This is a genomic window from Streptomyces anthophorae (assembly GCF_049310305.1).
In the GTDB taxonomy this organism is placed as follows: Bacteria; Actinomycetota; Actinomycetes; order Streptomycetales; family Streptomycetaceae; genus Streptomyces.
The window spans coordinates 4,451,689-4,474,457 of sequence record NZ_JBLWQQ010000001.1; the positions used below are offsets into that span (position 1 = coordinate 4,451,689).

29 protein-coding genes are annotated in these 22,769 nt (G+C 72.6%); 28 read left to right on the forward strand and 1 reads right to left on the reverse strand.

What is annotated here, in order from left to right:
* Positions 1–77 precede the first annotated feature (77 nt).
* The 12 genes from ACNYS0_RS20105 (at position 78) to ACNYS0_RS20160 (ending at position 9,443) form a co-directional block, all read left to right on the forward strand.
* Positions 78–911 (forward strand): hypothetical protein, encoded by an 834-nt coding sequence (locus ACNYS0_RS20105; protein ID WP_422475480.1) that lies wholly within the window; start codon positions 78–80, stop codon positions 909–911.
* A gap of 97 nt (positions 912–1,008) precedes the next feature.
* Complete coding sequence (locus ACNYS0_RS20110; RefSeq protein ID WP_422475482.1) at positions 1,009–1,500, forward strand: hypothetical protein; 492 nt, start codon at positions 1,009–1,011, stop codon at positions 1,498–1,500.
* A complete protein-coding gene (locus ACNYS0_RS20115; RefSeq protein WP_422475484.1) occupies positions 1,497–1,913 on the forward strand; it encodes a hypothetical protein in 417 nt (138 codons plus the stop codon). The genes ACNYS0_RS20110 and ACNYS0_RS20115 overlap by 4 nt, the downstream gene beginning before the upstream one ends.
* Before the next feature lie 63 nt (positions 1,914–1,976).
* Positions 1,977–2,240, forward strand: a complete 264-nt coding sequence (locus ACNYS0_RS20120; protein ID WP_422475486.1) for a hypothetical protein — start codon at positions 1,977–1,979, stop codon at positions 2,238–2,240.
* A 17-nt stretch (positions 2,241–2,257) separates the two neighbouring features.
* Positions 2,258–3,091: a hypothetical protein gene (locus ACNYS0_RS20125; protein WP_422475488.1), complete on the forward strand. Its 834-nt coding sequence runs from the start codon at positions 2,258–2,260 to the stop codon at positions 3,089–3,091.
* Positions 3,092–3,265: 174 nt separating this feature from the next.
* Complete coding sequence (locus tag ACNYS0_RS20130; RefSeq protein ID WP_422475490.1) at positions 3,266–4,585, forward strand: hypothetical protein; 1,320 nt, start codon at positions 3,266–3,268, stop codon at positions 4,583–4,585.
* A 65-nt stretch (positions 4,586–4,650) separates the two neighbouring features.
* Positions 4,651–5,142 carry a hypothetical protein gene (locus tag ACNYS0_RS20135; protein WP_422475491.1) on the forward strand — a complete coding sequence of 164 codons (492 nt, stop codon included), beginning with the start codon at positions 4,651–4,653 and terminating at the stop codon, positions 5,140–5,142.
* 78 nt (positions 5,143–5,220) lie between these two features.
* Positions 5,221–5,562 carry a hypothetical protein gene (locus tag ACNYS0_RS20140; protein ID WP_422475493.1) on the forward strand — a complete coding sequence of 114 codons (342 nt, stop codon included), beginning with the start codon at positions 5,221–5,223 and terminating at the stop codon, positions 5,560–5,562.
* A gap of 252 nt (positions 5,563–5,814) precedes the next feature.
* Positions 5,815–5,991 carry a hypothetical protein gene (locus ACNYS0_RS20145; protein ID WP_422475495.1) on the forward strand — a complete coding sequence of 59 codons (177 nt, stop codon included), beginning with the start codon at positions 5,815–5,817 and terminating at the stop codon, positions 5,989–5,991.
* A 170-nt stretch (positions 5,992–6,161) separates the two neighbouring features.
* Positions 6,162–6,689: a helix-turn-helix domain-containing protein gene (locus ACNYS0_RS20150; RefSeq protein WP_422475497.1), complete on the forward strand. Its 528-nt coding sequence runs from the start codon at positions 6,162–6,164 to the stop codon at positions 6,687–6,689.
* Complete coding sequence (locus tag ACNYS0_RS20155) at positions 6,652–7,974, forward strand: PBSX family phage terminase large subunit (protein WP_422475499.1); 1,323 nt, start codon at positions 6,652–6,654, stop codon at positions 7,972–7,974. The genes ACNYS0_RS20150 and ACNYS0_RS20155 overlap by 38 nt, the downstream gene beginning before the upstream one ends.
* Positions 7,971–9,443 (forward strand): phage portal protein, encoded by a 1,473-nt coding sequence (locus ACNYS0_RS20160; protein ID WP_422475501.1) that lies wholly within the window; start codon positions 7,971–7,973, stop codon positions 9,441–9,443. The genes ACNYS0_RS20155 and ACNYS0_RS20160 overlap by 4 nt, the downstream gene beginning before the upstream one ends.
* A gap of 38 nt (positions 9,444–9,481) precedes the next feature.
* Here the strand turns inward: ACNYS0_RS20160 and ACNYS0_RS20165 are convergent, their stop codons facing one another.
* Complete coding sequence (locus ACNYS0_RS20165; RefSeq protein ID WP_422475503.1) at positions 9,482–9,703, reverse strand: hypothetical protein; 222 nt, start codon at positions 9,701–9,703, stop codon at positions 9,482–9,484.
* Positions 9,704–9,762: 59 nt separating this feature from the next.
* Here ACNYS0_RS20165 and ACNYS0_RS20170 point away from each other — a divergent pair, with 59 nt between their 5' ends.
* The 16 genes from ACNYS0_RS20170 to ACNYS0_RS20245 all read left to right on the forward strand — a co-directional run bounded on the left by ACNYS0_RS20170 (position 9,763) and on the right by ACNYS0_RS20245 (position 22,671).
* A complete protein-coding gene (locus ACNYS0_RS20170) occupies positions 9,763–11,985 on the forward strand; it encodes a phage minor capsid protein (RefSeq protein WP_422475505.1) in 2,223 nt (740 codons plus the stop codon).
* 12 nt (positions 11,986–11,997) lie between these two features.
* Positions 11,998–12,171, forward strand: coding sequence for an Rmf/CrpP fold protein (locus tag ACNYS0_RS20175; protein ID WP_422475507.1), 174 nt, complete (start codon positions 11,998–12,000; stop codon positions 12,169–12,171).
* Between the two features lie 108 nt (positions 12,172–12,279).
* On the forward strand, positions 12,280–12,999 hold the full coding sequence (locus ACNYS0_RS20180; protein WP_422475509.1) for a GatB/YqeY domain-containing protein: 720 nt from the start codon (positions 12,280–12,282) through the stop codon (positions 12,997–12,999).
* Positions 13,000–13,014: 15 nt separating this feature from the next.
* The gene (locus ACNYS0_RS20185) at positions 13,015–13,866 is read left to right on the forward strand and encodes a N4-gp56 family major capsid protein (protein WP_422475510.1); all 852 of its coding nucleotides are present in this window, start codon (positions 13,015–13,017) and stop codon (positions 13,864–13,866) included.
* Positions 13,867–13,886: 20 nt separating this feature from the next.
* Positions 13,887–14,045, forward strand: a complete 159-nt coding sequence (locus ACNYS0_RS20190) for a hypothetical protein (protein ID WP_422475512.1) — start codon at positions 13,887–13,889, stop codon at positions 14,043–14,045.
* Between the two features lie 3 nt (positions 14,046–14,048).
* Positions 14,049–14,438, forward strand: a complete 390-nt coding sequence (locus tag ACNYS0_RS20195; protein WP_422475514.1) for a hypothetical protein — start codon at positions 14,049–14,051, stop codon at positions 14,436–14,438.
* The gene (locus tag ACNYS0_RS20200; protein WP_422475516.1) at positions 14,435–14,755 is read left to right on the forward strand and encodes a hypothetical protein; all 321 of its coding nucleotides are present in this window, start codon (positions 14,435–14,437) and stop codon (positions 14,753–14,755) included. Before ACNYS0_RS20195 ends, ACNYS0_RS20200 begins: the two co-directional genes overlap by 4 nt.
* Positions 14,752–15,105, forward strand: a complete 354-nt coding sequence (locus ACNYS0_RS20205) for a hypothetical protein (RefSeq protein WP_422475517.1) — start codon at positions 14,752–14,754, stop codon at positions 15,103–15,105. The genes ACNYS0_RS20200 and ACNYS0_RS20205 overlap by 4 nt, the downstream gene beginning before the upstream one ends.
* Entirely contained in the window at positions 15,098–15,520 is a 423-nt protein-coding gene (locus ACNYS0_RS20210) for a minor capsid protein (RefSeq protein WP_422475519.1), read from the forward strand. Before ACNYS0_RS20205 ends, ACNYS0_RS20210 begins: the two co-directional genes overlap by 8 nt.
* A gap of 12 nt (positions 15,521–15,532) precedes the next feature.
* Positions 15,533–15,982, forward strand: a complete 450-nt coding sequence (locus ACNYS0_RS20215; protein ID WP_422475521.1) for a phage tail tube protein — start codon at positions 15,533–15,535, stop codon at positions 15,980–15,982.
* Positions 15,979–16,455 (forward strand): hypothetical protein, encoded by a 477-nt coding sequence (locus ACNYS0_RS20220; RefSeq protein ID WP_422475522.1) that lies wholly within the window; start codon positions 15,979–15,981, stop codon positions 16,453–16,455. The genes ACNYS0_RS20215 and ACNYS0_RS20220 overlap by 4 nt, the downstream gene beginning before the upstream one ends.
* A 234-nt stretch (positions 16,456–16,689) precedes the next feature.
* The gene (locus tag ACNYS0_RS20225; RefSeq protein WP_422475524.1) at positions 16,690–18,918 is read left to right on the forward strand and encodes a phage tail protein; all 2,229 of its coding nucleotides are present in this window, start codon (positions 16,690–16,692) and stop codon (positions 18,916–18,918) included.
* Between the two features lie 3 nt (positions 18,919–18,921).
* Positions 18,922–19,803 (forward strand): phage distal tail protein, encoded by an 882-nt coding sequence (locus tag ACNYS0_RS20230; protein ID WP_422475526.1) that lies wholly within the window; start codon positions 18,922–18,924, stop codon positions 19,801–19,803.
* Positions 19,804–19,816: 13 nt separating this feature from the next.
* Positions 19,817–20,821, forward strand: coding sequence for a hypothetical protein (locus ACNYS0_RS20235; protein WP_422475528.1), 1,005 nt, complete (start codon positions 19,817–19,819; stop codon positions 20,819–20,821).
* 12 nt (positions 20,822–20,833) lie between these two features.
* The gene (locus tag ACNYS0_RS20240) at positions 20,834–21,934 is read left to right on the forward strand and encodes a hypothetical protein (protein WP_422482734.1); all 1,101 of its coding nucleotides are present in this window, start codon (positions 20,834–20,836) and stop codon (positions 21,932–21,934) included.
* An 11-nt stretch (positions 21,935–21,945) separates the two neighbouring features.
* The gene (locus tag ACNYS0_RS20245; RefSeq protein ID WP_422475530.1) at positions 21,946–22,671 is read left to right on the forward strand and encodes a hypothetical protein; all 726 of its coding nucleotides are present in this window, start codon (positions 21,946–21,948) and stop codon (positions 22,669–22,671) included.
* The last annotated feature ends 98 nt before the right edge of the window (positions 22,672–22,769 follow it).

Consider the following 22,769-nt stretch of genomic DNA (forward strand, 5'->3'; position numbering starts at 1 on the left):
GCCGAGTCCGGTCGCGGCCCGCGCCGCGCGCGCGAGGACTCACCCGCTCGACCTCACCGAGACAGGAGCACCACCCCATGAGCCAGACCCCCGAACAGCCCGAGACGCGCCTCGCCGCCGTCGACGGCCGCGACGCCCTCGCGTACGTCGTCATCCGGCCCGCGGGCGAGACACCCGACGGGGACCGGATCACCGTCGAGGCCGGCGCGCACGGCATGAGCAAGGCCGCCGCCGCCTACGCACTGCGCCAGACCGCCGACGAGTTCGACCGCGCCGCGGTCGCCGAGGGAGACACCCCGATCACCCCGGAGGAGGCCGCCGCCGAGCAGGCCGCGCGCCCCGCGCGCCCGGACGGACTCGACGCCCTGCTCGACCACGTCGCCGCCGGCCTCGCCGTCGAGGAGCAGCAGACGGCCGCCCCGGCCGAGGCCGTCCGCCTCGCCCGCCATGCCCGCGAGCTCGCAACCATGCTCCGCACCGAGCAGGGCGAGCACGGCAGCCCGTCGTACGACCACGAGACCGGCCCGGGCATGGGCAAGGCCGCCGGCATCCTCGACGCCTACGCCGACGTACTCGACGACGGCACCCAGCCGCGCCGCGTGCTCGACGAGGACGAGTACCACGAGCTCTACCTCGCCGCCCGCCGCACGCTCGGCAACAGCCGCGCCTACCGCGCCGGCACCGAGACGATCACGGACACGATCGACGCCACCCTCGCCGCCGTCGGCATCCTCCCCCCGCCGCCCGCGCCCGACGACGAGACGTGCCCCGCGATGTTCCCGGACCCCGACGGCGCGTGGTGGCAGTGCGCCGAGGAGCCCGGACACGACACGACCGACGGACACGACGCCGGCGATTGGGCGTGGCCGGCCGACAGCCCCGAGGCGATCGCCCCGCAGGCCCGCCCGTGAAGTTCCTCGCCCGCGCCCGTGCCGCCCTCACCCGCAGGGCGGCACGGCGCCGCGCCGACAAGCACCTCGCCCGCCTCGCCCGGAAGGACCGCCCCTGATGGCCCGCAACATCGGAGCCGACGGCCGCGACGTGTTCCGCGCCGTCGTCACCAGCACCAGCACCGACGGCCGTTCGGCAACGTGGCACGAGGGCCCGTACGGAACCGTCGGAGCCGCCCGCGCCCGCGTCTCGTTCTGGCGCAACCACCTTGCCGAGCACGACGACGACGGCACCCCAACGGGCACCAGCCGCGCCGCCGGCCACGTCGAGCGCGCCCTCACCGTCTGGCGCCCCGTCGACGACGACCAGCCCGACCCCGAGCAGTACCGCACCGACCCCGACGGCCGCCCGACATGGCACGGCGCCGACGTTGACGGCGACCGCCTGCTCGCATCCGTCGCCGTCATCCCCGAGCAGGGCCCGGGCGTGTACTTCCGCACCGACCCCCGCGGCTCATCCGTCCCCCTCGACCAGCTCGAGGCGTTCATCGCGCGCCTGCACACGATCGCCGACGCCGCCCGCACCGCACACCAGGAGCAGCAGCAGTGAGCCCCCAGCGCAAGCGCGCCCCCAAGCCGCAGCACCACGCCCGCAACGACCGGCGCGCCGCCCTCGACGTGCTGCTCGCCCGCGCGCAGCGTGGCGTACTCAGCCGCGCCGAGGCCGCCCTACTCGCCGAGTACGTCCGCGACGAGCAGGCCAACGCCGACGCCTCGCGGAAGTCCCTCACCGGCACGACGCGGGCCCTCGCCCGCGCACGCGAGGGCGCCGATGCCACGATCCGCGGCCTCGAGTCCGAGGTCGCCACCATCCGCGAAGGCATCCGCCAGTGCGGCGGCGACCCGACCAACGTGCAGAACCTCGCCGCGCAGTTGCGCATGTGGCGCGACCGCGCCCTCGCCGCCGAGCAGGCCCTCGAGCCGCAGGCCGACGAACCGAACGGCTACGCCCTCGCCCCGTGACCGCCCGGGCGCCCCGCCACACCGCGCGGGGCGCCCGCCCTCGAGCACCAGGAGCAGCAGCCCATGAGCAACCCCTCACCGCCCCGGCCGCCGGTCGACCCGGTGCAGCTGCGCGCCGCCGTCGAGCAGCTGCACCGCGCCCTGTGCGCCTACGTCGAGGCGATCCGGCCCGCCCTCGAGCACGCAGCGAAGCAGCTCGCCACGATCGCCGCCGCCGTCGAGAAGGCCCGCACCGCCAGCCGCGACGACTACGCCCTCGCCCCGCCGCGCGACCGCCCCGCGTGGCAGTCCCCGTACGACCCGCCCGCCAACAACCACCGCAAGTAGCCCAGGAGCAGCCCAGCATGACGACGACCCTCGCCACCTCGACCGCCGCGCGCCGCGCCGCCGACGACCTCGCCGCCGTGCGCGAGCAGTGGGGCGACCTGCTCGCCGCGATCGAGCGCCCGCCGGCCGCCGAGTGGCCGCCGCGCGAGTGCCGCGGATTCCTCGACCAGCTCGCCGCCGGCGACCACGTCGACGACGAGGAGGGGGAGCAGCCGGCCGCGGCCCGCGTCGGACGGTTGCCGCTCATCCTGCGAGAGCACCCCGCCCCGTTGAACCTCGACGCCCTCGACGCCGCCCTCGCGGTCGAGCGTGACCTGTTCGACCTCGCCGACCAGCTCGCCGAGCAGGTGCAGCGCCCTGTACGGCGCGTGCCTAAGCCGCACCGCAGCGGGCGCAGCGTCGCCGCCGTCGACGCCCGCGACCGCGACAACCCGGCACGGTGGCACTACGCCGGCCAGAGCGAACCAGGGTCGCGCGCGTACGGGCTGCATTGGGCCGCCGTGTGGATCGAGGGCCGGATACTCGGCGAAGACCTCGACGGCGACCTGTTCCGTCCCGTACCGGTGCGCCTGCTCGACCACGCCGCCGGCACCGCGGCCCGCGCCCGCCGGCACCTCGAGCGCGCGCTCGGCCGTGACGGGCGGACGACGACCCTCGACGATCCGTGCCCCTGGTGCGCGGGCCCCCTCACGGGGCGGACCCGGGCAGGGGGTGAGCCGGCCGTGACGTGCGCGACCGGGCGGGCGTGCGGGGCGCCTGTGCTGGTCGACGAGCGCGGCCGGCGCGTGTGGCGGGGCGCCGATCTGGTCGGCCTGTTCGTCGCGCTCGAGGCACGCCGGCGGGAGGAGTAGCGGCCCCCGGGGCGAGGGGTGACAGGGGGGGCGTCGAGGCGATTCGGCGCCCCTTCCCTCGAACCACTTGTGAAGCGGTTACACAAACGGCTACAGTGGCGTTCCCGCCGGACCTCACCCGGACGGGACGCCGGACCTCACCCGGCACCACAACGACACAGGGAGCAACCCCCTATGAACATCACGATTCCCGGAGCCCTCGCCGATCACCTCGCCGACCAGTTCATCGGCGACGACGAGACCGCCGCCGCCCTCGCCGCCGGCCACCGCGGACGCGGCCGAACGCTGGTCATCACCCCCGCCAACACCCGCCCCCTGCACTTCATCAGCCGCCACGCCGAGCACATCCTCAGCATTCGCGGCGCCTACACCCGCGCCCAGGTCGACGCCGCCCGCCTGTGGATCCAGCGCGCCGGCCACGCCCCCGCCATCCTCGAGCACCGATTCGACAGCACCGGCGAGGCGTACAACATGACGCAGTGCCGCGACGACATCCACGACGGCGACGTACTGATCATCGAGGCCGAGCACGTCGTCGGTTTCCTCCGTAGCGCGTGGCCGGCCGCCCTCACCACCGAACACGGCGAGCTGCACACCATCACCGGCGACCCTCGCACCCTCGACGACGGGAAGTACGCCGCGAGCGTCGACCGCGCCGAAGAGATCGCCCGCACCCGCGGCTACGCCCTCGCCACCGAGCAGGCCGATCAGCACCTCGACGCCGTCGAGGAGCAGGAAGCCGCCCACTTCCGCGCCACCGCCCGCGCCGCCGACGCCGTCGAGTACGCCGAGCAGGCCGGCGCCGCCGTCGACACCGTCGCCGAGGCCGAAGCCCTGTACGCCGCACAGTTGGTCACCGAGGCCGAGCTCACCGACGGCACGTGGCGCGGCGAGTGGATCGGCCAGCAGGCCGACGACGGCCTGTTCGCCCTCGAGCCGACCGTCGAGCAGGGCGCATTGTTCGACGACCGCGCCGCCGCCCCGACCGTCGTCGAGGTCGCCCTCGACCGCGCCGACACCGTCGCCCCGGAAGTCACCCGCGTGTCCGTCGACGCCTACCTCGCCCGCACGTACCCCGCCCTGTTCGCACCCGCCCAGCCGCGGCCGGCCGAGCTCGAGCCCGCGCACCTGTGGGCCGTCGAGCACCGCGTGATGATCCGCGGCGACTGGCAGGGACTCGCCATGTGCGGCATGTCCCGCAAGGAGGCCGACGACCGCGCCGACGTGCTGCGCGCGACCGGCAGCAAGGCCGTTGCCGTCGTCAAGTGCTGGCACGGCCCCCACGCCCACCCCGACGCACGCACCGCCACACGGTGCCAGGGGTGCGGCTACCGCATCCCCACCGGTACCGACTGGCACGACGCATGCCGCCCCCGCCCGCGGCCGACCCCGCTCGAGCGCGCCCGCCGCGCCGCCGCGCGCGACGCCGAGTACGCCCGGGCCCTCGAGGCATCCGACCGCGTCGTCGACCTCGACGGCGAGCCCCCGTTCTGACCCACCCAACCGGCCCGCCCCCACCATCCGGGGGCGGGCCCCGACCCGACAGGGAGCAGCAGCACATGAACAACGAGCAGCGGCGAGACGATGACGACTCGGACGCCCCCCGTCCCGCAGAGCCGACCCTCGACGGATTCCGCGAGCAGCTGGTCGACACCGCGGAGCAGGCACCCATGATTCAAGCCGGCATGCTGCGGGCCGTCGTTAGCCTGCTCGACGACTACGCGGACCGCGCCCGGGCCGACGTGCCCGGGGGCGACACCCTCAGCCGCAAGAACCTACGGAGCGTCGCCCGCACCTACCGAAGCACCCAGCGCGCCGAAGACGGCGACCTCGACGCCCTGCTCGACGACCTCGCCGCCGAGTTCGACCTCGCCGACATTCGCACTCTGCGCCTCGCCGCCGAGGCCGCCGTCGCCGCCACACCGCGCGCCATCAAGGCCGCCCGCGACCGCGGCATGAAGCCACCACAGATCGCCGACGAGGTCGGCCTCACCCCGTCGCGCGTATACGGCATCCTCCGCGAGCAGCGCGCCACCGACGGCCAGCAGTAGCCAGACACGACGCGGGCCCGCACAGGCGACCTCACCGCCGTACGGGCCCGACTACACACGATGGGAGCAACCCCCACCATGAGCAACGCCAAGCCTACCCAGCGCCCGACGCCCACCCCGCCCGCCGTCGGACGCTCCCTGTCCGTCCGTGTGACGCACGACGACATGCGCGACGACCTCGCCGTCGTCATGCGCGCGCACGGCGAAGCAGCCGACCCCGTACGACGCGCCGTACGCCTGCTCGCCGACGCCTACCGCCGCGCATGGGACTACGGCGACGTACCCGACGGCACCGCGCCCCGCATCCTGTCCGTGCGCTACGCGCTGCCCGACGGCACGCCCGAGCAGGTACCCGACCCGCGTCACACGTCATACCCGCACGTCGGCGAGGTCCCGGCCGCGCCCGACGCCACCGCGTAGCGCAGCCCGCACGACGACCGCCCGGCACCGCGCACGACGCCGCCGGGCGGTCGCACGACGAAGGGCGCACCCTGCCCGCACGACACCGAACGGCGCGCCCGGCGACCGGACGCACGACGGGCCGCGCGCATGACGCCCCGCGCACGACGCGAACGGGCCCAAGTCATGCGGAAGTTGCCCGCAACCGTCGAGGGTGCCGAATCGTCACAGTAGGCACACCCCCCGTACACACTCACTCGAGGAGCGCGCAGCATGCCCAAGATCAAGACCCGGCGGAAAATGGGATGGGTTGCACTCGCCTTTCACTGCACGATGTTGGTGTGCACGATCGGCCTGTGGACGCCTGTGTTCCTCGCCGCCCGCCGGCGCCGCCTCACCGTGACGCACGTCCCCGACGGGTACGCCGGCGCCATGCCGCCCGCCCAGTGACAACCGCGGCGCACCGGCGGATGATCACGCGTTGCGGCGTTACCGTTCCGTGATCTAGAGTTGGGCCCGTCCTTCGCATGCCCGGACACGGGCGAGCGCACCACGCCCCGTCGCACACCGCGGCGGGGCGTTTCGCATGTCCACCCGACCACGCCGACAGGGGGTGACCCATGGGCCGCCCCATCACCGCCAAGGACCGCAAGCGCGTACGCGAGCTGCACGCCGCCGGCAAGACCCGCAACGAGATCGCCCGCACCCTCAGCCGGTCCCCCTCGACCGTGTCGAAGATCGCCCGCGAGTGCGAGCCGCCCCTCACCTTCGACCGCGCCGGCGAGGTCGCCGTCGCCACCGAGGTACGCCGCGCAGACCTCGCCGCCCGCCGCGCCCAGCTCGCCGAGCAGCTGCACGACGACGCCGCGAAGCTGCGCGCGCAACTCTTCGCCCCGTGCACGATCGGAGCGTTCGGAGGCAAAGACAACGTGTGGGCCGAGACCAACCTCGAGCGCCCCACCTTCGGAGACCAACGGCAGATCCTCGCCGCGACCGGAATCGCGATCGAGAAGTCGCTCAAGCTCGCCCCCGCGTCCGGCGGAGAGGGCGCCGAGCAGGTGCGTTCGATGCTCGGCACGCTCGGCGAGGCGTTGACCCTCGCGGCCGGCGATGACGCCGACGACGACGGGGGCGCCGACGGGGGGTGAGCTGGTGCTCGACCTCGACCGGTTGCCCCTGTCCCGTAAGCAGCTGCGCAGCATCGGCCGCGCCCGCGCCCGTATCAACCTGTGGCACGGCAGCGTGCGAAGCGGGAAGACGATCGCCTCGCTACTGGCGTTCGTGATCGCCGTCGCGACCGCCGGCCCGTCCGGACTCATCATCGTGTGCGGGCGCAGCTTGCAGACCATCGAGCGGAACGTGTTCGAGCCCCTGCTCGACGAGTCCCTGTTCGGCCCCCTCGCCCGGCACGTGCACCACACCCGCGGGGCGACGACCGCGACGATTCTCGGCCGCACCGTCCACCTGATCGGCGCCGCCGACACCCGCGCCGAGGGCCGGCTACGTGGCCTCACGGCGCAACTCGCGTACGTCGACGAGGCAACGCTCATGCCGGAAGGGTTCTGGACGCAGCTACTCGCCCGCCTGTCCGTGCCCGGGGCGCGCCTGTACGCCACCACGAACCCCGACAGCCCGCGGCACTGGCTCAAGACGGGATATCTCGACCGCGCCGGCGAGCTGAATCTCAGGCAGTGGCATTTCCGACTCGCCGACAACCCGTCGTTGAGCGCCGAGTACGTCGCAGACCTCACCGCCGAGTACGTCGGCCTGTGGCGCCGCCGCATGATCGACGGCGCGTGGGTAGTCGCCGAGGGCGCCATCTACGACATGTGGGACGAGGCGACGCACGTCGTCGACACCCTGCCGGAGATGCGCCGCTACTGGTGCGGAATCGACTACGGCACGACGAACCCGTTCGCCGCCCTGCTACTCGGCGAGGGCGTCGACGGCCGCCTGTACGTGTGCGGCGAGTGGCGGCACGACGCCCGCGCCGCGCACCGCAGCATGACCGACGCGCAGTACAGCGCCGCCGTACGGAAGTGGCTCACCGCATGGCGCCACCCCAACGACCGCGCCGCGCCCGAGGGCGTCACTCCCGAGTGGACGTTCATTGACCCGAGCGCAGCGTCGTTCAGTACGCAGATGTGGGCCGACGGATACCCCGGCCTCGCCCGCGCCTCGAACGAAGTCGCCGACGGGATCCGCAGCGTGTCGAGCATGCTCGCCGCCGGCCGCCTGTTGGTGCACCGCTCATGTGCCGGCCTGCTCGACGAGATGCCCGGCTACAGCTGGGATCCGAAAGCCACCGAACGCGGGGAAGACGCCCCGCTCAAGGTCGACGACCACAGCGCGGACGCGTTGCGGTACGTCGTGCACTCGACGGCGCACGAGTGGCGCCACCTACTCACCGCGCCGAAGGAGGCGACCGAATGAGCCTGCCCGAGAACGGCGCCGCGTGGCCGCCGCCGAACTGGTCACGCCACTATGCCGAGATGCGCGTCGACGATGCGTGGTACAGCGGCGACGCCGCCCGCCTCGCCCGCGTCTACGGCCACCACCCGCGCCCGGCCGAGCGCCGGCGCCTGTGGGGACGGCGCAGCGAGCAGCACCGCCCCGGCCGCCGAGAGCACCGCCTACACGTGCCCCTGCCCGGCGACATTGCCCGCACGTCCGCCGACCTGTTGTTCGCGGACATGCCGACGATCCGCGTCGAGAACGAGGCCGCACAGGAACGGCTCGAGCAGCTGCTCGAGGAGGGCCGCGTACAACAGACGTTGCTCGGCGCCGCCGAGCAGGCCGCCGCCCTGTCCGGTGTGTTTCTGCGCGTGATGTGGGACCGCGAGCTTGCGCCGCGTCCCCTGCTCACCGTCATGCAGCCCGACGCCGCGATCCCCGAGTTCCGATTCGGCATGCTGCGCGCCGTCAACTTCTGGCGCGAGCTCGAGGGCAGCAACGAACACACCGTGTGGCGGCACGTCGAGCGCCACGAGGCCGGCCGCATCGTGCACGCCCTGTACGAGGGGACGGCCGACAACATCGGGCGCGCCGTGCCGCTGGTCGAGCACCCCGACACTGCCGAGCTGGTCGACGGCCTCGACCCGGACGGCGTCAGCATCACCACCGGGATCCGCGACCTCACCGCCGCGTACGTGCCGAACATGCTCCCCAACCGGTTGCAGCGCTCGAGCCCCATCGGGCGCAGCGACTACCAGGGACTACACGACATGTTCGACGCCCTCGACGAGACGTGGTCAAGCTGGATGCGCGACATTCGCCTCGCCCGCGCGCGGCTGATCGTGCCCGACGGTTACCTACGCAGTGAGGGCCCGGGCGCCGGCGCATCGTTCGACGACGACCGCGAAGTGTGGCACTCACTCAAGATGCCGCCCAACGAGGGCGCCGGCATCACGTTGAACCAGTTCGACATCAGGGTCGCCGAGCACCAGGCCACCGCCGAGGCGACCGTACGGCAGGCCGTACAAACCGCCGGCTACAACGCCCAACAGTTCGGACTCGAGGGCCGCGGCGAGGCCGTCACCGCGACGGAGGTCGACAGCCGCGATCAGCGGTCGATGGTGACCCGGAAGAAGAAGGCCGGGTACGCCCGGCACGCCCTCGCCGACATGCTGCACGTGATGTTGCAGCTTGACGCCGTCCAGTTCGCGAGCGGCATCACGCCCGAGCGCCCGCGCGTGGAGTTCGGCGACGGAGTCGCGGAGTCCGAGCAGCAGACGGCGACCACCCTCGACCTACTCAACCGCGCCGGCGCCGTATCGACCCGCACGAAGGTGAAGATCCTTCATCCGGAGTGGGACGACCCGACCGCCGATGCGGAGGTCGCCGCGATCCTCGCGGAGACCGGCGCCGCCGCACCCGACCCGGTCGGATCCTTCCCGGTGTGAGCGACCGGAGCCCCGGCCGATCGCTCACACCGGGTAGGTCAGGCGTTGCGGGGCGGCGCCCCTACCTCTCCCGGTCCGAACACCCACTGTCCGTCGACGCCGTCGAATTCGACGCTGAACCAGTAGATCGGCTTTCCACGGTCCCGCCCCCACGACTTGTCAACGATCTTGCCCTCGCGTATCTGCGGTGGCGTCTCGTACCGGTTGCGGAGACGGACGCGCGTCCCGACCTTGACCTCTTCGCCCCATCTTTTCTGCATGAGCACAAGTTGAGCACAGGTCAGCAGGAGGGAGCGCACGAATGCCCATACACCCGGGCATGGTTGAGCCGTTGGCCGAGCGCACCCGTGACCTGTACGCCGACGCCGAGTCGCGCCTGTTGGGCATCATCGCTCGGCAGCTCGCCGACGGCCTCGACGCCCCAGGGTGGGCCGAGCGGAAGCTCGCCGCCGTGCAGGCCCTACGGCGCGCCTCACAGGGCGTCGTCGACGAGCTTGGCAAGGCCGTGCAGCTCGAGGTATTCGACGTGGTCGCCGAGTCCTACAACCGCGGGCACCGCGCCGCGGTCGCCGAGCTCGGCGCCCTGTCGGACCGGGCCCGCGCGCTGGTCGACAACATCACCCCCAACGCGCAGGCCGTCGACCGCCTCGCACAGGAAACCGTCGACGTGGTCACCGCGACGCACCGCTCGATTCTGCGGGCCGTCGTCGACGGATTTCGTCGCATCGTCTCGGAGGTCACGGCAACGCCCCTGCTCGGCACCGGCACCCGCCGGCAGGCCACACAGGACGCGATGCGCCGGTTTGCCGATGAGGGGATCCGGGCGTTCGTCGACCGCGCCGGCCGCCGTTGGCAGCTGACCAGCTATGCGGAGATGGCAGTACGGACAGCCGTCGGACGGGCCGCCACGGAAGCGCACATGCGCACCCTGTCCGAGGCCGGCCTCGAGCTGGTCATCGTCTCCGACGCGCCGCGTGAGTGCCCGCTGTGCCGCCCATGGGAGGGCCGCGTATTGGCGATCGAGGGCCCGGCCGGCGAGCGCACGGTCGAGGTCGAGCACGCCATCGAGGACGGCCGCATGATCCCGGTACGGGTCGCCGGCAGCCTCGACGAGGCCCGCCTCGCAGGGTTCCAGCACCCGAATTGCCGACACAGCGTGTCCGCCTACACGCCCGGCCTCACCCGCACCGAGACCGCCGAGAGCGACCCGGACGGGTACGAGGCAGGGCAGCGACAGCGCGCCGTCGAGCGGCACATCAGGAAGTACAAGCGCCGTGAAGCGTCCGCCGTCACCCCGGAGGCGAAGACCGCCGCCCGGCGGAAGGTTCGGCAGTGGCAGGGCGCCATGCGCGACCACCTCGCCGCACACCCCGACTTGCGCCGGTTGCGGCACCGCGAGCAGCCGGGCGCATCCAACCTGCCCGCACCGCGCCGCGAGGCGACCGCCGAGCAGGTCGACGCCGCCCGCCTGTGGTCCGGCGACGAGCAGACCCCGGCCGAGATGAGCGACGACCAGCTCGCCGCCGCCGCCCGATCGAACCTGCTCGACGACCGCGCCCTCGCCCGCGTCGAGGCCGAAGCCGACCGCCGCGACCGCGAGCAGCTACTCGCCCGCGTACGGGACGCCGAGAGCCTGCTCGAGTTCAACGACACCGAGCTCGCCCGCGCGTACGCGCACCTCGAGGACGCCGACGCACTGCGGGTCATGGCGGAGATGGACCGCCGCGACCTCGCCGGCCGCCTGCCGGGCGTTGCGCCCGAGCTGGTCGGCCTGTCCGATCACGACCTCGCCGCGCGCGCCCGCGGGGCGGGCCCGGAAACCCTCGCCCTGCTCGCCGCCGAAGCGGGCCGCCGCGACCTGCTCGCCCGCCTGTTCCCCGGCGGGAACCTGCTCGACGACCTCGCGCCGCTCAGCGAGGACGAGCTCGCATGGTGCATGCAGTACGCGAACGCCGGCGAGCTCGGCCGGATCGCCGCGGAGATGGACCGCCGCGAGCCGCCCCCGTACCTCCCGGAGCCGGCCGACACCGGCGACGCGGCCGACAACGTGCTCGAGGACCGCGCCGCTATCGACGCAGTGCTCGGCCCCCTGCCGGCCCCCGAGGAGTGGAGCACCCGCACCGACGAGGAGTGGGGAGCGTGGGAGCCGCCCGCCGACGACGGCGAGCAGCACCAGGGCGAGCAGGCCGTCGACACCCCGCCGGCGGAGCAGGCCGAGGAGGACGAAGGCCCGCGCATCACGCGCCGCCAGGCACGCGAGATGTACGACGAGTACGTCTACATGCAGTGGCTCAAGGCGGAGGAGGATTGCCGCGGCTACCTGCTCAGCAAGAAGGCCGAGGCCGAGGGAGTCGACCCCGCGAGCCTGTTCCGCGGGCCGGCGCGCATCGCGTACGCGCGCGCATCCGAGGAACTGAAAGAGTGGTGGTCGACGAACGGCCGCTTCACTCAAGCGGAGTTCATCACCAAGGCAACCGGCCAGACGCAACGATGGGCGAAGCAGGCCGAGTACAACGAGGCCGTGCACTCATCCCGACGATAGGGGGGCGGGCCCATGGGAGCGCGCGAGGACATCACCCGTGCGATCACCGCGGGCGCCGAGGCCGGCCGCCGCGGCGACCCGCCGACCGTCTGCCCGCACCCGCGCAGCTCGCTACTGCGCTCGGCGTGGGTACGCGGCTACGCCCGCGCCCGCCGCGAGGCCGCCGCCCGCGACCGCGCCGAGTAGCGCCACACAGACCAGCAACACCCCGGAGGGCCCGCCAGGTGCGGGCCCTCACTGCTATGCCCACACGCCCGCCAGGAGCGGGCCGACCAGCCCCAGGAGGGCGACCCCATGAGCGACGACAACGGCACCGGCACCAACGGCACCGGCCAGCAGGGCGACCCGCAGGCAGGGCAGGGCGCACCGGGAACCGGGCAGGACCCGGCCGGCACCGCGCCGAAGCCCACCGCGCCGCCCAACGGCCAGCAGCAGGGCGCCGACGACGGCGGACAGGACCCCGCCGACACGATCGCCCGCCTCGAGCGGGAGCTCGCCGACGCCCGCAAGGAGGCCGGGAAGACCCGGACCACCGCGAAGCAGCGCGCCGCGGACGAGGCCCGCCAGGACCTCACACAGCAGCTGCTCGGCATCCTCGACCCGAGCAAGGCCGGCCAGCAGGCCACCCCCGAGGAGTTGACGCAGCAGCTCGAGGCCGAGCAGGCCAAGGCCCGCACGACCGCCGTCGAGCTCGCCGTGTACCGGACCGCGCGGGACGCCGGAGGCGACCCCGACGCCCTGCTCGACTCCCGTTCGTTCGCCGCCGCGATCGCCGACCTCGACCCCAGCGACACGGCCGCCGTGCGCGCCGCGGTCGAGCAGGCCGTCGCCGATAACCCCAAGCTCGCCGCCGAGCAGCAGCCGGCCGGACCGGCCCGCAGCGGTAGCGAGTTCACCGGCCCGCCGAACGCGGGCGTCACCCCGCAGCAGTTCGCCGCCATGAACTACCGGCAGCGGGCCGAGCTGATGCAGACCGACCCCGACACATACCGGCGCCTCGCCGGTACCCAGTAGCAAGGAGGGCCCATCGTGGCCGACACCACCGCCGCCGACCTGATCGTTCCCGAGGTCTGGGCCGACATGTCCCAGGCCCGTTTCACCGGCGCCGTGCGCGTCATGGGATCGGGCGCCGTCCTCACCGACGACACTCTCGTCGGTCAGCCGGGCGACTCGATCAACTTCCCCAAGTGGGGCGCCCTGTCCGAGCTCGACGACCTCGCCGAGGGCGTCGCCATGGACACCGAAGTCATGGGGCAGAGCTCGAGCTCGGCCACCATCAAGGAGGCCGGTAAGGCCGTCGAGATCACCGACAAGGCCCTGTTGACCGGACTCGGCGACCCGCGCGACGAGGCACAGCGTCAGTTCGGCATCCTCGCCGCCCGGAAGGTCGACGCCGCGCTCATCGCGCAGGCGCAGGCCGACGAGTCCGCGCAGGGTGGCGGCACGCCGTACACCTTCACCGCGCCGGCCGGCACGACCGCCCTGTCGTGGCCCGTGCTGGTCGACGCCCTCGCGCCGTTCGGCGACGAGTTCGAGCCGTCGGAGTTCGCCGGCCTGTTCATCAACAGCGCGCAGCAGGCCGACCTGTGGAACGACTCGCAGTTCATCGACGCGTCCAAGCTCGGCGGCGACACCCCCGTTCGTACCGGGCAGGTCGGCCAGATCGCGGGCGTGCCCGTGTTCATCACGAACCGGATCGCCGCGAAGACGTTCATGTTCCTGAAGACGAACAGTCTCGGCGCCCTGTACAAGCGCCGGCCCATCGTCGAGACCGACCGCGACATTCTCAAGCGCACGACCGTGATCACCACGAACGTGCACTACGCGGTGAAGCGCCTCGACGACAAGGGCGTGTGCGTCGGCACCCTCGCCGCCAGCTGACCCGAAGGGAGGGCCGCGCCGTGATGCTGCGCCGCCACCACACCGGCGGGCAGGCCGACACCAAGTCGGCCAGCTCGCCCCCGTCCGACACCGAGTCGGACACCAACCAGGACGCCCCGCCGAGCAAGCCGGCGGGGCGTTCGTCGTCCCGCAGCAAGTCGAGCAGCAAGGGGGGATGACCGGTGCCCCGCGTCTACGCCACACCCGAACAACTCACGGCGTGGACCGGGCAGCCGGCCCCGCCGGACGCCGACCGCCTGCTCGCCCGCGCGTCGGAGGACGTAGACGACGCCCTACTCAGCGCCGTGTACGACACCGACACCGCGGGCATGCCGACCGACCCGGCCGTCGTGGCCGCCCTCGCCGACGCGACCTGTGCGCAGGTCGAGTACCAGCAGGCGACCGGCGACGACGGCACCGGGGCGGCCGGCCAGTGGGACGCCGTCAGCATCGGGCCCGTGTCCCTGTCGGGGCGCAAGCAGGGCCCGCAGGCCGCCGGCGATGTGGACCTCGCCCCGCGCGCACACCGCGCGCTCAAGCGGGCCGGCCTGCTCCCGGGGGTGATCTGGTGACCGCCGCACCCGGATGGATGCTGCGGCACCGGATCACCGTCGAGCCGTATCTCGGCGACTCCGCGTACGGGCCGCGGTACGGGCCCGCGGTCGAGGGCGTGCCCGCGCTGGTCGCCGAGACCGTGCGCACCGTCCGCAACCGCGAGGGCCGAGAGGTCACCTCGACGGCGACCGTGATCGCCCGCCCGGATCTGGACTGCCCGGCCGGATCACGCGTGACCCTGCCGAACGGCCGCACCACCACCGCACTGCACATCGCGTCGCACACCGCGCCGGGACTCCCGGTGCCCGCGTCAACGGAGGTGAGTTGCGAGTGACGCAGCGAACCCGACTGCGATGGAACGGCGCCGCCGCACTGCGCGGCACCCGCGCCGGAGCCGTGCGCGGCCTACGCCTGAGCGCCGAGCACGTCCTCACCGAGTCGCGGAAACGCGTCCCGATCGAAGAGGCCACCCTCGAGCGGTCCGGCACGGCCACGGTCGACGAGTCCAGCCTCGACGCCGCGGTCGCCTACGACACCCCGTACGCCGTCCGGCAGCACGAGGAGTTGAACTACCGGCACGATCCGGGCCGCACCGCGAAGTACCTCGAGGGCCCCCTCACCGAGGAGGCCGGCACGGTGGCCGCGATCATCGCGGCGCAGCTGCGGAGGTCGCTCCGTGGCTGACCTGCTCGACGGCCTCGCCCGCCTGCTCGCCGACAACGGCCACGCCACCTACGACCCCGAAGGGGTGAGCGGCGACCTGTTCCTCGAGGACATGCCGCCGGCCCCCGATGCCGCGGTCGGCCTGTGGCTCTACGACGGCGGCGAGCAGGACACCCGCAACGCCTACGACGAGGTACGGCTACAGGTCCGCGTGCGGGGCGGGCCCGACCCGCGCCCCTCGCGCACCCGATGCCACGCCATCTACGGCGAGTTGAACGGCGCCGCGGGCGTCGACCTCGCCGACGGCACGTGGCTTGTCCTCGCCGCCGCGCGCGGCACGCCGGCCCCGATGGGCCGCGACTCATCCGGCCGACACGAACACGTCGTGAACTTTGACCTCACCGTGTCGGCCCCGACGAAGCACCGAACCGAGTAAGGAGGCACGCCCATGGGACGCCCCATTGACGCGCGCGGCTGGGAATTCGAGGTCGAGACCGACACCCCCGACGATTTCGTTCGCGTCGGGAATCTCACCAGCTGGAATGAGAATCCCGGCGAGAACGAAGAGACCGCCGACACGACCGATTTCGACTCCGACGGGTATTACGAACAGGACGTGATGCAGCGCGGAGCGACCATCGAGCTTTCCGGCCAGTACACCGCCACGTCCGGTACCCGCGACCCGGGACAGGACTACATCGACGCCACATGGGCGTACAAGTTCGGCGAGGAGTCCCGCGGCCGGATGCGGTACCGGCACACCTCGCAGACCGAATGGACCGTGTGGGAGTGCACCGTCACGCCCGGCGAGCGCGGCGGCGAGACCAACGCGAAAACGTCGTGGGGCTGCACGTTCACCCGCTGCGGCGCCCCGACCGTCGAGGCGGTGACTCCGTGACCAACCTCGACGACGACCAGCTCGAGCAGGACCCGGCCGGCGGCGAGGTCGCCGACTTTGACGCGTTCTTCGCCGAGCAGGCCGAGCCGGAACCGCAGGGAATCCCGCTGCGCCTGTTCGGGCGCACCTACACCCTGCCCGGCACGCTTCCCGCCCTGTTCGCGCTCCAGCTGCACCGCGTGCAGCACTCCAGCCGGCCGGAGGACGTTCGGCGGCTGCTCGGCGCCCTGTTCGGTCCGGACGCGGTCGACCACTGGACCGAGCGCGGCATGTCCGACCGGAAGCTCGGCATCGTCCTTCTGTGGGCGACGGCGAATGTCGCCGAGCCGGACAGCGTCAGCATGCAGCGCGCGGCCGAACTGTACGACGAGCGCGAGCAGGCCAAGGCGGGAAAAGCGGCACCGCGGCCGGCCAAGCCCAAGGGAGGCAAGGGCAACGCCAGCAAGAAGCCGCGGAGTTCTGGCAAGCGGTAATCGCGAATTGGGGCGCAGTCGAATCTGACCTCGCCCGCGAATACGGCCTCTCGGCCGGAGGAATCGCGACGCTGACGACGCGTGCATTCCTGGTGCGGCTGGCCGGACTTCCCAGCGAATCCCGTTTCGCGCAAGCGTGGCGGAACACGCCGCGCATGGTGACGGATTCCGACGAAATTCGCCGCCTCACCGGGCGGTAATCCCGCTCGACAACTGAATAAGGGGGGTGGCCCCGTGGCGCTCACAATCGGCGAGCTCACTGGATATATCGACCTCGACGACTCGGGGGCGCAACGGGGCGTAGCTCGCACGGAATCCGCGATGCAGGGTCTACAGCGGGACGCCGACGGCCGGCTACGGGACATGCGCGGAAGGTTCGCCGTGGCCGGCGCGGAGATGGGCGGTGCGCTCGGCGAGGGCGTCGCCGGCGGGGCGGAACGGGCCGAGCGGTCCCTCGCGGGTATCGGGCCCCTGCTCGGCGCCGCGAAGACCTCGACGATGGCCCTGTCGGGTGCGTCGTTGGTCGCGGCCGGCTCCCTCGCCGCCGTGCCGTTGGCTGTGATCGGACTCGGCGCGAAGGTGCTCGCCGAGAACGAGCAGGTAAAGGGCGCGTTCTCGGACATGGCCGAGCACGTCAAGAGCCAGACGGCCGAGCTCGCGCAACCGCTGGTGAAGCCGTTCACCGCGGCGGCCGACCAGCTGTCGGGCATCTTCGATGACCTCGCCCCGCAGATCGGCGACCTGTTCAAGGGCGTTGCTCCGCTGATCGAACCTCTCGTCGCGGGAATCGGTGGCCTCGCCACCGGTGCCATGCCCGGACTCGTGGCCGCGGTCGAGGCCGCGGGCCCCGTCATCGACGCTCTGTCGCAGGGACTCGGCGCGGTCGGCGACGGGCTCGGCGGATTCTTCGAGGGCGTCGCGTCCGGCGCCGGCGGCGCCGCGGAAGGACTCGGCGGCCTGCTCGGCGCGGTCGGCGAGATCCTGCCCTCACTGGGCGAGCTGATCGGCGCCCTCGCGGAAGCCGGCGGGCCGGTCCTCGCCGCACTCGGCGGCGCCCTCGCGCCGCTCATCTCGACGTTGGCCGACGCGCTCGGCCCTGCTCTGGCCTCGCTCGGCCCGCCCCTGGCGCGGCTGGTGACCGCGCTCGGGCACGGACTCGAGCCGATCATCGACGCACTCGGCCCGATCCTCGCCGCCGCCGCGGACGCGTTCGGCGAGCTGATCGACGCCGTATCGCCGATTCTGCCCGTTGTCGGGAAGCTGGTCGCATCCGTCCTGCCGGCCCTCACGCCCGTACTCGAGACGATCAGTAACGTCATCGCACAGGCCGCGCCCGTCGTGATGCTGCTGGTACAGGCACTCGCAAGCGCCCTCGCGCCGATCCTCGACCAGCTGCCCGGCCTGATCGCGCCCCTCGCCGGCACGCTCGGCGAGCTCGCACAGGCCGTGTTGCCGATCCTCGCGCAGCTGATCACCGCCCTCGCCCCCTCGCTCGCCACCATGGGCGCAGCGTTCGGGCAAATCCTGGTCGCCCTCGCCCCGCTGCTGCCCGCTATCGGCGAGCTGCTGATCGGCGCACTCAACGCCCTTATGCCGATCATCACGCCGCTTATCGGTCTGGTCGGCAAGCTCGCGGGCATCCTCGCGAACGGCCTCGCCGCCGTGATCACGGGCGTTGTCGTGCCGGTCATTCAAGCAATCGTTGCCCTGCTGCATGGCGACTTCGGCAAGGCGTGGGAGCTGGCGAAACAGGCCGTCGGCAAGGCGGCCGAGCTGATCGGCAAGGCCGCGGACAAGCTCGGCGAGTGGGTCGGCAAGGGCATCTCTGCCGCGGTCGACTGGATCAAGGGACTCCCCGGGCGGGCGTACTCCGCGCTCGCGCCCCTCGCGGGCCGGCTGGCCGCACAGGCCGTGTCCGCCCTGCTCCGCTTCCGCTCCTCGATCATCAGCAAGGCGAGTGCGGCTATCTCGTGGATGCGCGGCCTACCGGGCCGCATCGCGTCGGCGATCGGCAACCTCGGTTCCCTGCTGTACGGCAAGGGTCGCGATGTGGTGCGCGGCCTGTGGAACGGCATCAAGGGCATGGGGAGTTGGCTCCGCTCCACGCTGACCAGCTGGGCAAAGAACCTGATCCCGGGCCCGATCGCGAAAGCGCTCGGGATCGCCTCGCCGTCCAAGGTCATGGCGCGCGATGTGGGCCGCTGGATTCCCGCGGGCGTCGTCAAGGGCATCGAGGGCGGCGCCGGCGCGGTAGACCGCGCGATGCGCACCCTCGTGCAACCGCCGGCGCTCCCCTCGTTCGCGCCGGCCCTCGCCGGCGCGGGCGCGTACGGGGCGGCGCCGTTCGGTGGCGCCGCAGGTGGCGGGCCGCTGGTCGCCGTCGAGCACTGGCATGCCGCGGAGAACGGATCACCGGATGACAACGCGCGGGCGCTGGAATGGCTCGCCAAAGCGAGGGGGTGAACGGTGGCTGTCGGCTCCCTGGTGACCCGGCCCGGGCACGTGCAGTACGGCGACCTGTTGTTCGGCCCCGGCACCCCCTACCGGTGGCAACGGATCACCGGTTGGGAAGACCTCCCCGCCCTCGACTCCGGCACCGTCCCGCGCGCGGACGGGCACGGCGCGTACCCGGGCGCGCTGCTCGCACAGGCGCGCACGATCGGCCTCGACGGGTTGATCGTGCGCGCCCCGCGGGCGTCCATCGGCGCGGTAGTCGGCGCGCTCAACCGCGGCACCGTGCCGGCAGTCGACGAGCTGCCGTTCGTCGCGTGGCTGGACGAGCGCGGGCCGCTGCTCGCGTGGGCGAGGGCGACGCGCCGCGCGGTACCGGCCGGCAAGGGCTACCGGCTGGGCACGATCACCGGCGGCGCGGTCGAGTTCGAGGCGAGCGACCCGCGCCGGTATGAGCTCACCGAGCGCACCGTGTCGGCGAACCTGCCGGCGCCCGAACCGGGCCTCGCCTTCCCCCTCGAGTGGCCGCTCACCTTCGGCGCCCCGGGCAGTACCGGCGCCCTGTCCGTGTCCAACAGTGGCGACGCTGCGACACACCCCGTGATCGTCTTCCGCGGGCCCGTGCTGCGGCCGGCGTTGACGAACCTCGCGACCGGCGACGTGCTCGAGTACGACCTACCCCTCGCCGCCGGCGACGTGCTCACCGTCGACACCCGCGCCGGCACGGTCGTACTCAACTCGACCGCGTCGCGGATATACACCGCGACCGCGCGCAGCGTGCCCGAGCAAACGTTCACGCTCGCGCCCGGCACATCTGACCTCACCTTCCGGGCCGCGCCCGGATCATCCGACCCCGCCGCTTCGGCGACCGTGCGCTATCGCCCGGCCTACTGGTAAGGAGGCACCGCCCGTGACCGTGCGCGCTGCATGGCTGCTGCCCGGCGGATCCGGCAACCCCGGACAGACCCGCGAAGACACCCGCCTCGCCCCGGTCGGGACGATGCTCCCCGACGGCGAGCTCGGCACCCGCCCCGGAGTGCTGCCCGGCGGCGACCCGTTCGCCGCCACCGGCGCCGGCGCCATGTCCCTACAGGTGGGCGTCGGCCGCGGGCAGACACAGGGCACGTTGGCGCAGGGCGCCTACCCGGTCGCCCTCGACGCCCCGGAAGTCCTCACGTTCGCCGACGGCGACGCCCTGCTCGACCGAATCGACACCGTCGTACTGCGCGTGTACGACGCCCTGTTCGACACCTACGGGCAGAACCTCGCCGCCCTCGAGGTCGTCGACGGCACCCCGTCTGACACCCCGGCCGCTCCGACGCTCGAGCCGGCATGCCTGCCGCTGTGGGACGTGACCGTTCCCGCGGGCACGTCCGCGGGCGTGGGCGGGATCGACTGGGAATCGGCCCTCGCCGACCGGCGCCGGTACACCGTCGCGGCCGGCGGGATCATCCCGCGCGGCATGTCCTCGGACGCGGGCGCCTACGACGGCCAGTACGCCGACATTGACGGCACGCTGTGCCGCTGGTCCGCGGCCGACGGCGAGTGGCAGACCTACCGGGCGCCGACGCTGCCGGCGGAGACGACGACCAGCGGCGTACAGGTCGCGTCCGGCTGGACGGTCGGAAGCTACTACGCCCGCCGCCGCGCCGGCGTCGTCAGCTTCACGGCGTACCTGACGCGGTCCGGCGCGGATCTGGTCGCCGACACCAACCTCGGAGATCAGACGCTCGGCACCCTGCCCGCAGGATGGCGCCCCGTCGACGACGGCCTCGAGTGCGTCGCCTCGACCGGCTACGCCGACGGCGCCGTGTACGTCAACACCTCCGGCGTGATGACGCTGCGGACATGGAACACGAACACCACCCTTAAGACCGGCGACAACCTGCGGGTTTCCGGCACGTTCGTGCAGTAAGGGGGCGTGCCTGTGGCAACCGCGCCGCCGTACCGGCTCCTGTTCTGCGATCTGCGATCCGACACCGTGCTCGACGCCCTGCCCGTACAGGGCGTCAGCCTCGACGACTACATCGGCAAAACGGGCCGGCTCACCGGCACTGTGCCGATCCCGAACCGGGCGATCGCCGACCGGGCCCGCCGCGCGCTGGTGCCCGGTCGTACCGGCCTGTGGGTGGAGCGCGGGCGCGAAATCTGGTGGGGCGGGATCCTGTGGACGCTCAACCTCGCGTCCGACTCCCGCGGGTTTCTCGGCGCACAGGTACAGGCCGGCGGCTGGGAAAGCTACCTGTACCGCCGCCTGCTGTACGACACCCTCACCGCGACGCAGGTCGACCAATTCGACATCGTGCGCGAGCTGGTCGACTACGCACAGGCCACCCCGGGCGGGAACATCGGCCTCACCTACGACAACACCCTCTCGGGCGTGCCGCGCGACCGTACGTTTCTGCGCTACGACTTGCACAGCATCGGCGAACTACTCGACGACCTCGCCGCCCTCGAGCGCGGTTTCGAGTGGCGCGTCGCATCGTTCCGCGACAACGACGGCCGGCGCGTGAAGCGGCTCCAGCTCGGACACCCCGTGATCCGCACCGGCGCGGCCGAGATAGTCCTCGACCACCCCGGGCCCGTGCTGTCCTACTCCTGGCCCACCGACGCCACGTTGAAGGCGAACGCGTGGCAGACCCGCGGCGCGTCCGTGAACACCAACCAGGCCGCGGACAGCTTCCCGCTCACCTCGCCCGTGCTGGTCGCCGACGAGGACATAGCGGCCGGCTGGCCCCGCCTCGACGGCTCGAGCGACTACACCACCGTTGAGCAACAGGACACGCTCGACGCGCACGCCCGCGCCGACTGGAACGCCTCGCGCACACCGGTGCAGATCCCCGACGTAACCGTGTTGCTCGGCGGGAACGTCACGCCCGCCCTGCTCGGCTCCACCGTGCGCCTACGCATCCGCGACCTGTGGCACCCGACCACGCTCGACTCCCGGTACCGCGTCGTCGGAATGACCATCACCCCGCCCGAACGAGGCCGCCCCGAAACGGCCCGCCTGTTCTTGGAGGTCCCCTAACCGTGCCGTACGTGCCACAGGACGTACTCGACCGCCTCGCCGCCCTCGAGCGCGAGGTACGACAGCTGCGCGGCCGGGCGCAGATCCGGCCCGCGCTCAACCAGATTTTGAGCGGCGACGTAGTGATCGGCGAGGGCGGACAGCTGATCGCCAAGACCCCGGGCGGTATCCGTACGTTCGTCGTCGGCCAGACGCCCGAAGGCGACTGGGGCGTCGGCATGGGCCGCGAGGACGGCACGGCCGCCCTCACCGTCGGCGACGACGTGCTCAGCGACGCACAGATGATCCGCATGTGGATGCGCGACACCGAGCAGACCGACCGCATTCTCGTGATGGATGACGCCTACTCCGACCGGTTTCTCGGCCGGCCGTCCATCCCGATCCCCATGCAGCCCACCGCCGGCCTGTCGACCAGCAACACCGCGCAGACAACGGCATGGACCGGCGCAACGCGGCTGATGAACGCCGTTCTATACGCGTCGTTCGAGACGTACACCCCGTCGGGCGTCACGGCCGACGTGCAGTTCGAGGACAACGACGGCGTGATCGACTCATGGGTCGCGAACACCTCGAACGGGTGGGAGTTCCACGAGATCACCGTTCCCGTGCGCGGCAAGTTCATGGAGCACGTCAACTACCGGTTGAAGCACAACGTGCGATCCGGCACGGGTTCGATCCGCACGAACTGTCTCGGCGTCTACACCCGGAACACCTTCGCTCCCGAGGAGGCACCGTGACCGCGCCCGCCCCGACCCCCGACCCGGAGAGCGGCGGCGCCGTCCCGCAGCCGGGCCCCGACCCCAACCCCGCCGTACCGCGCCCGCACCAGGAGGTA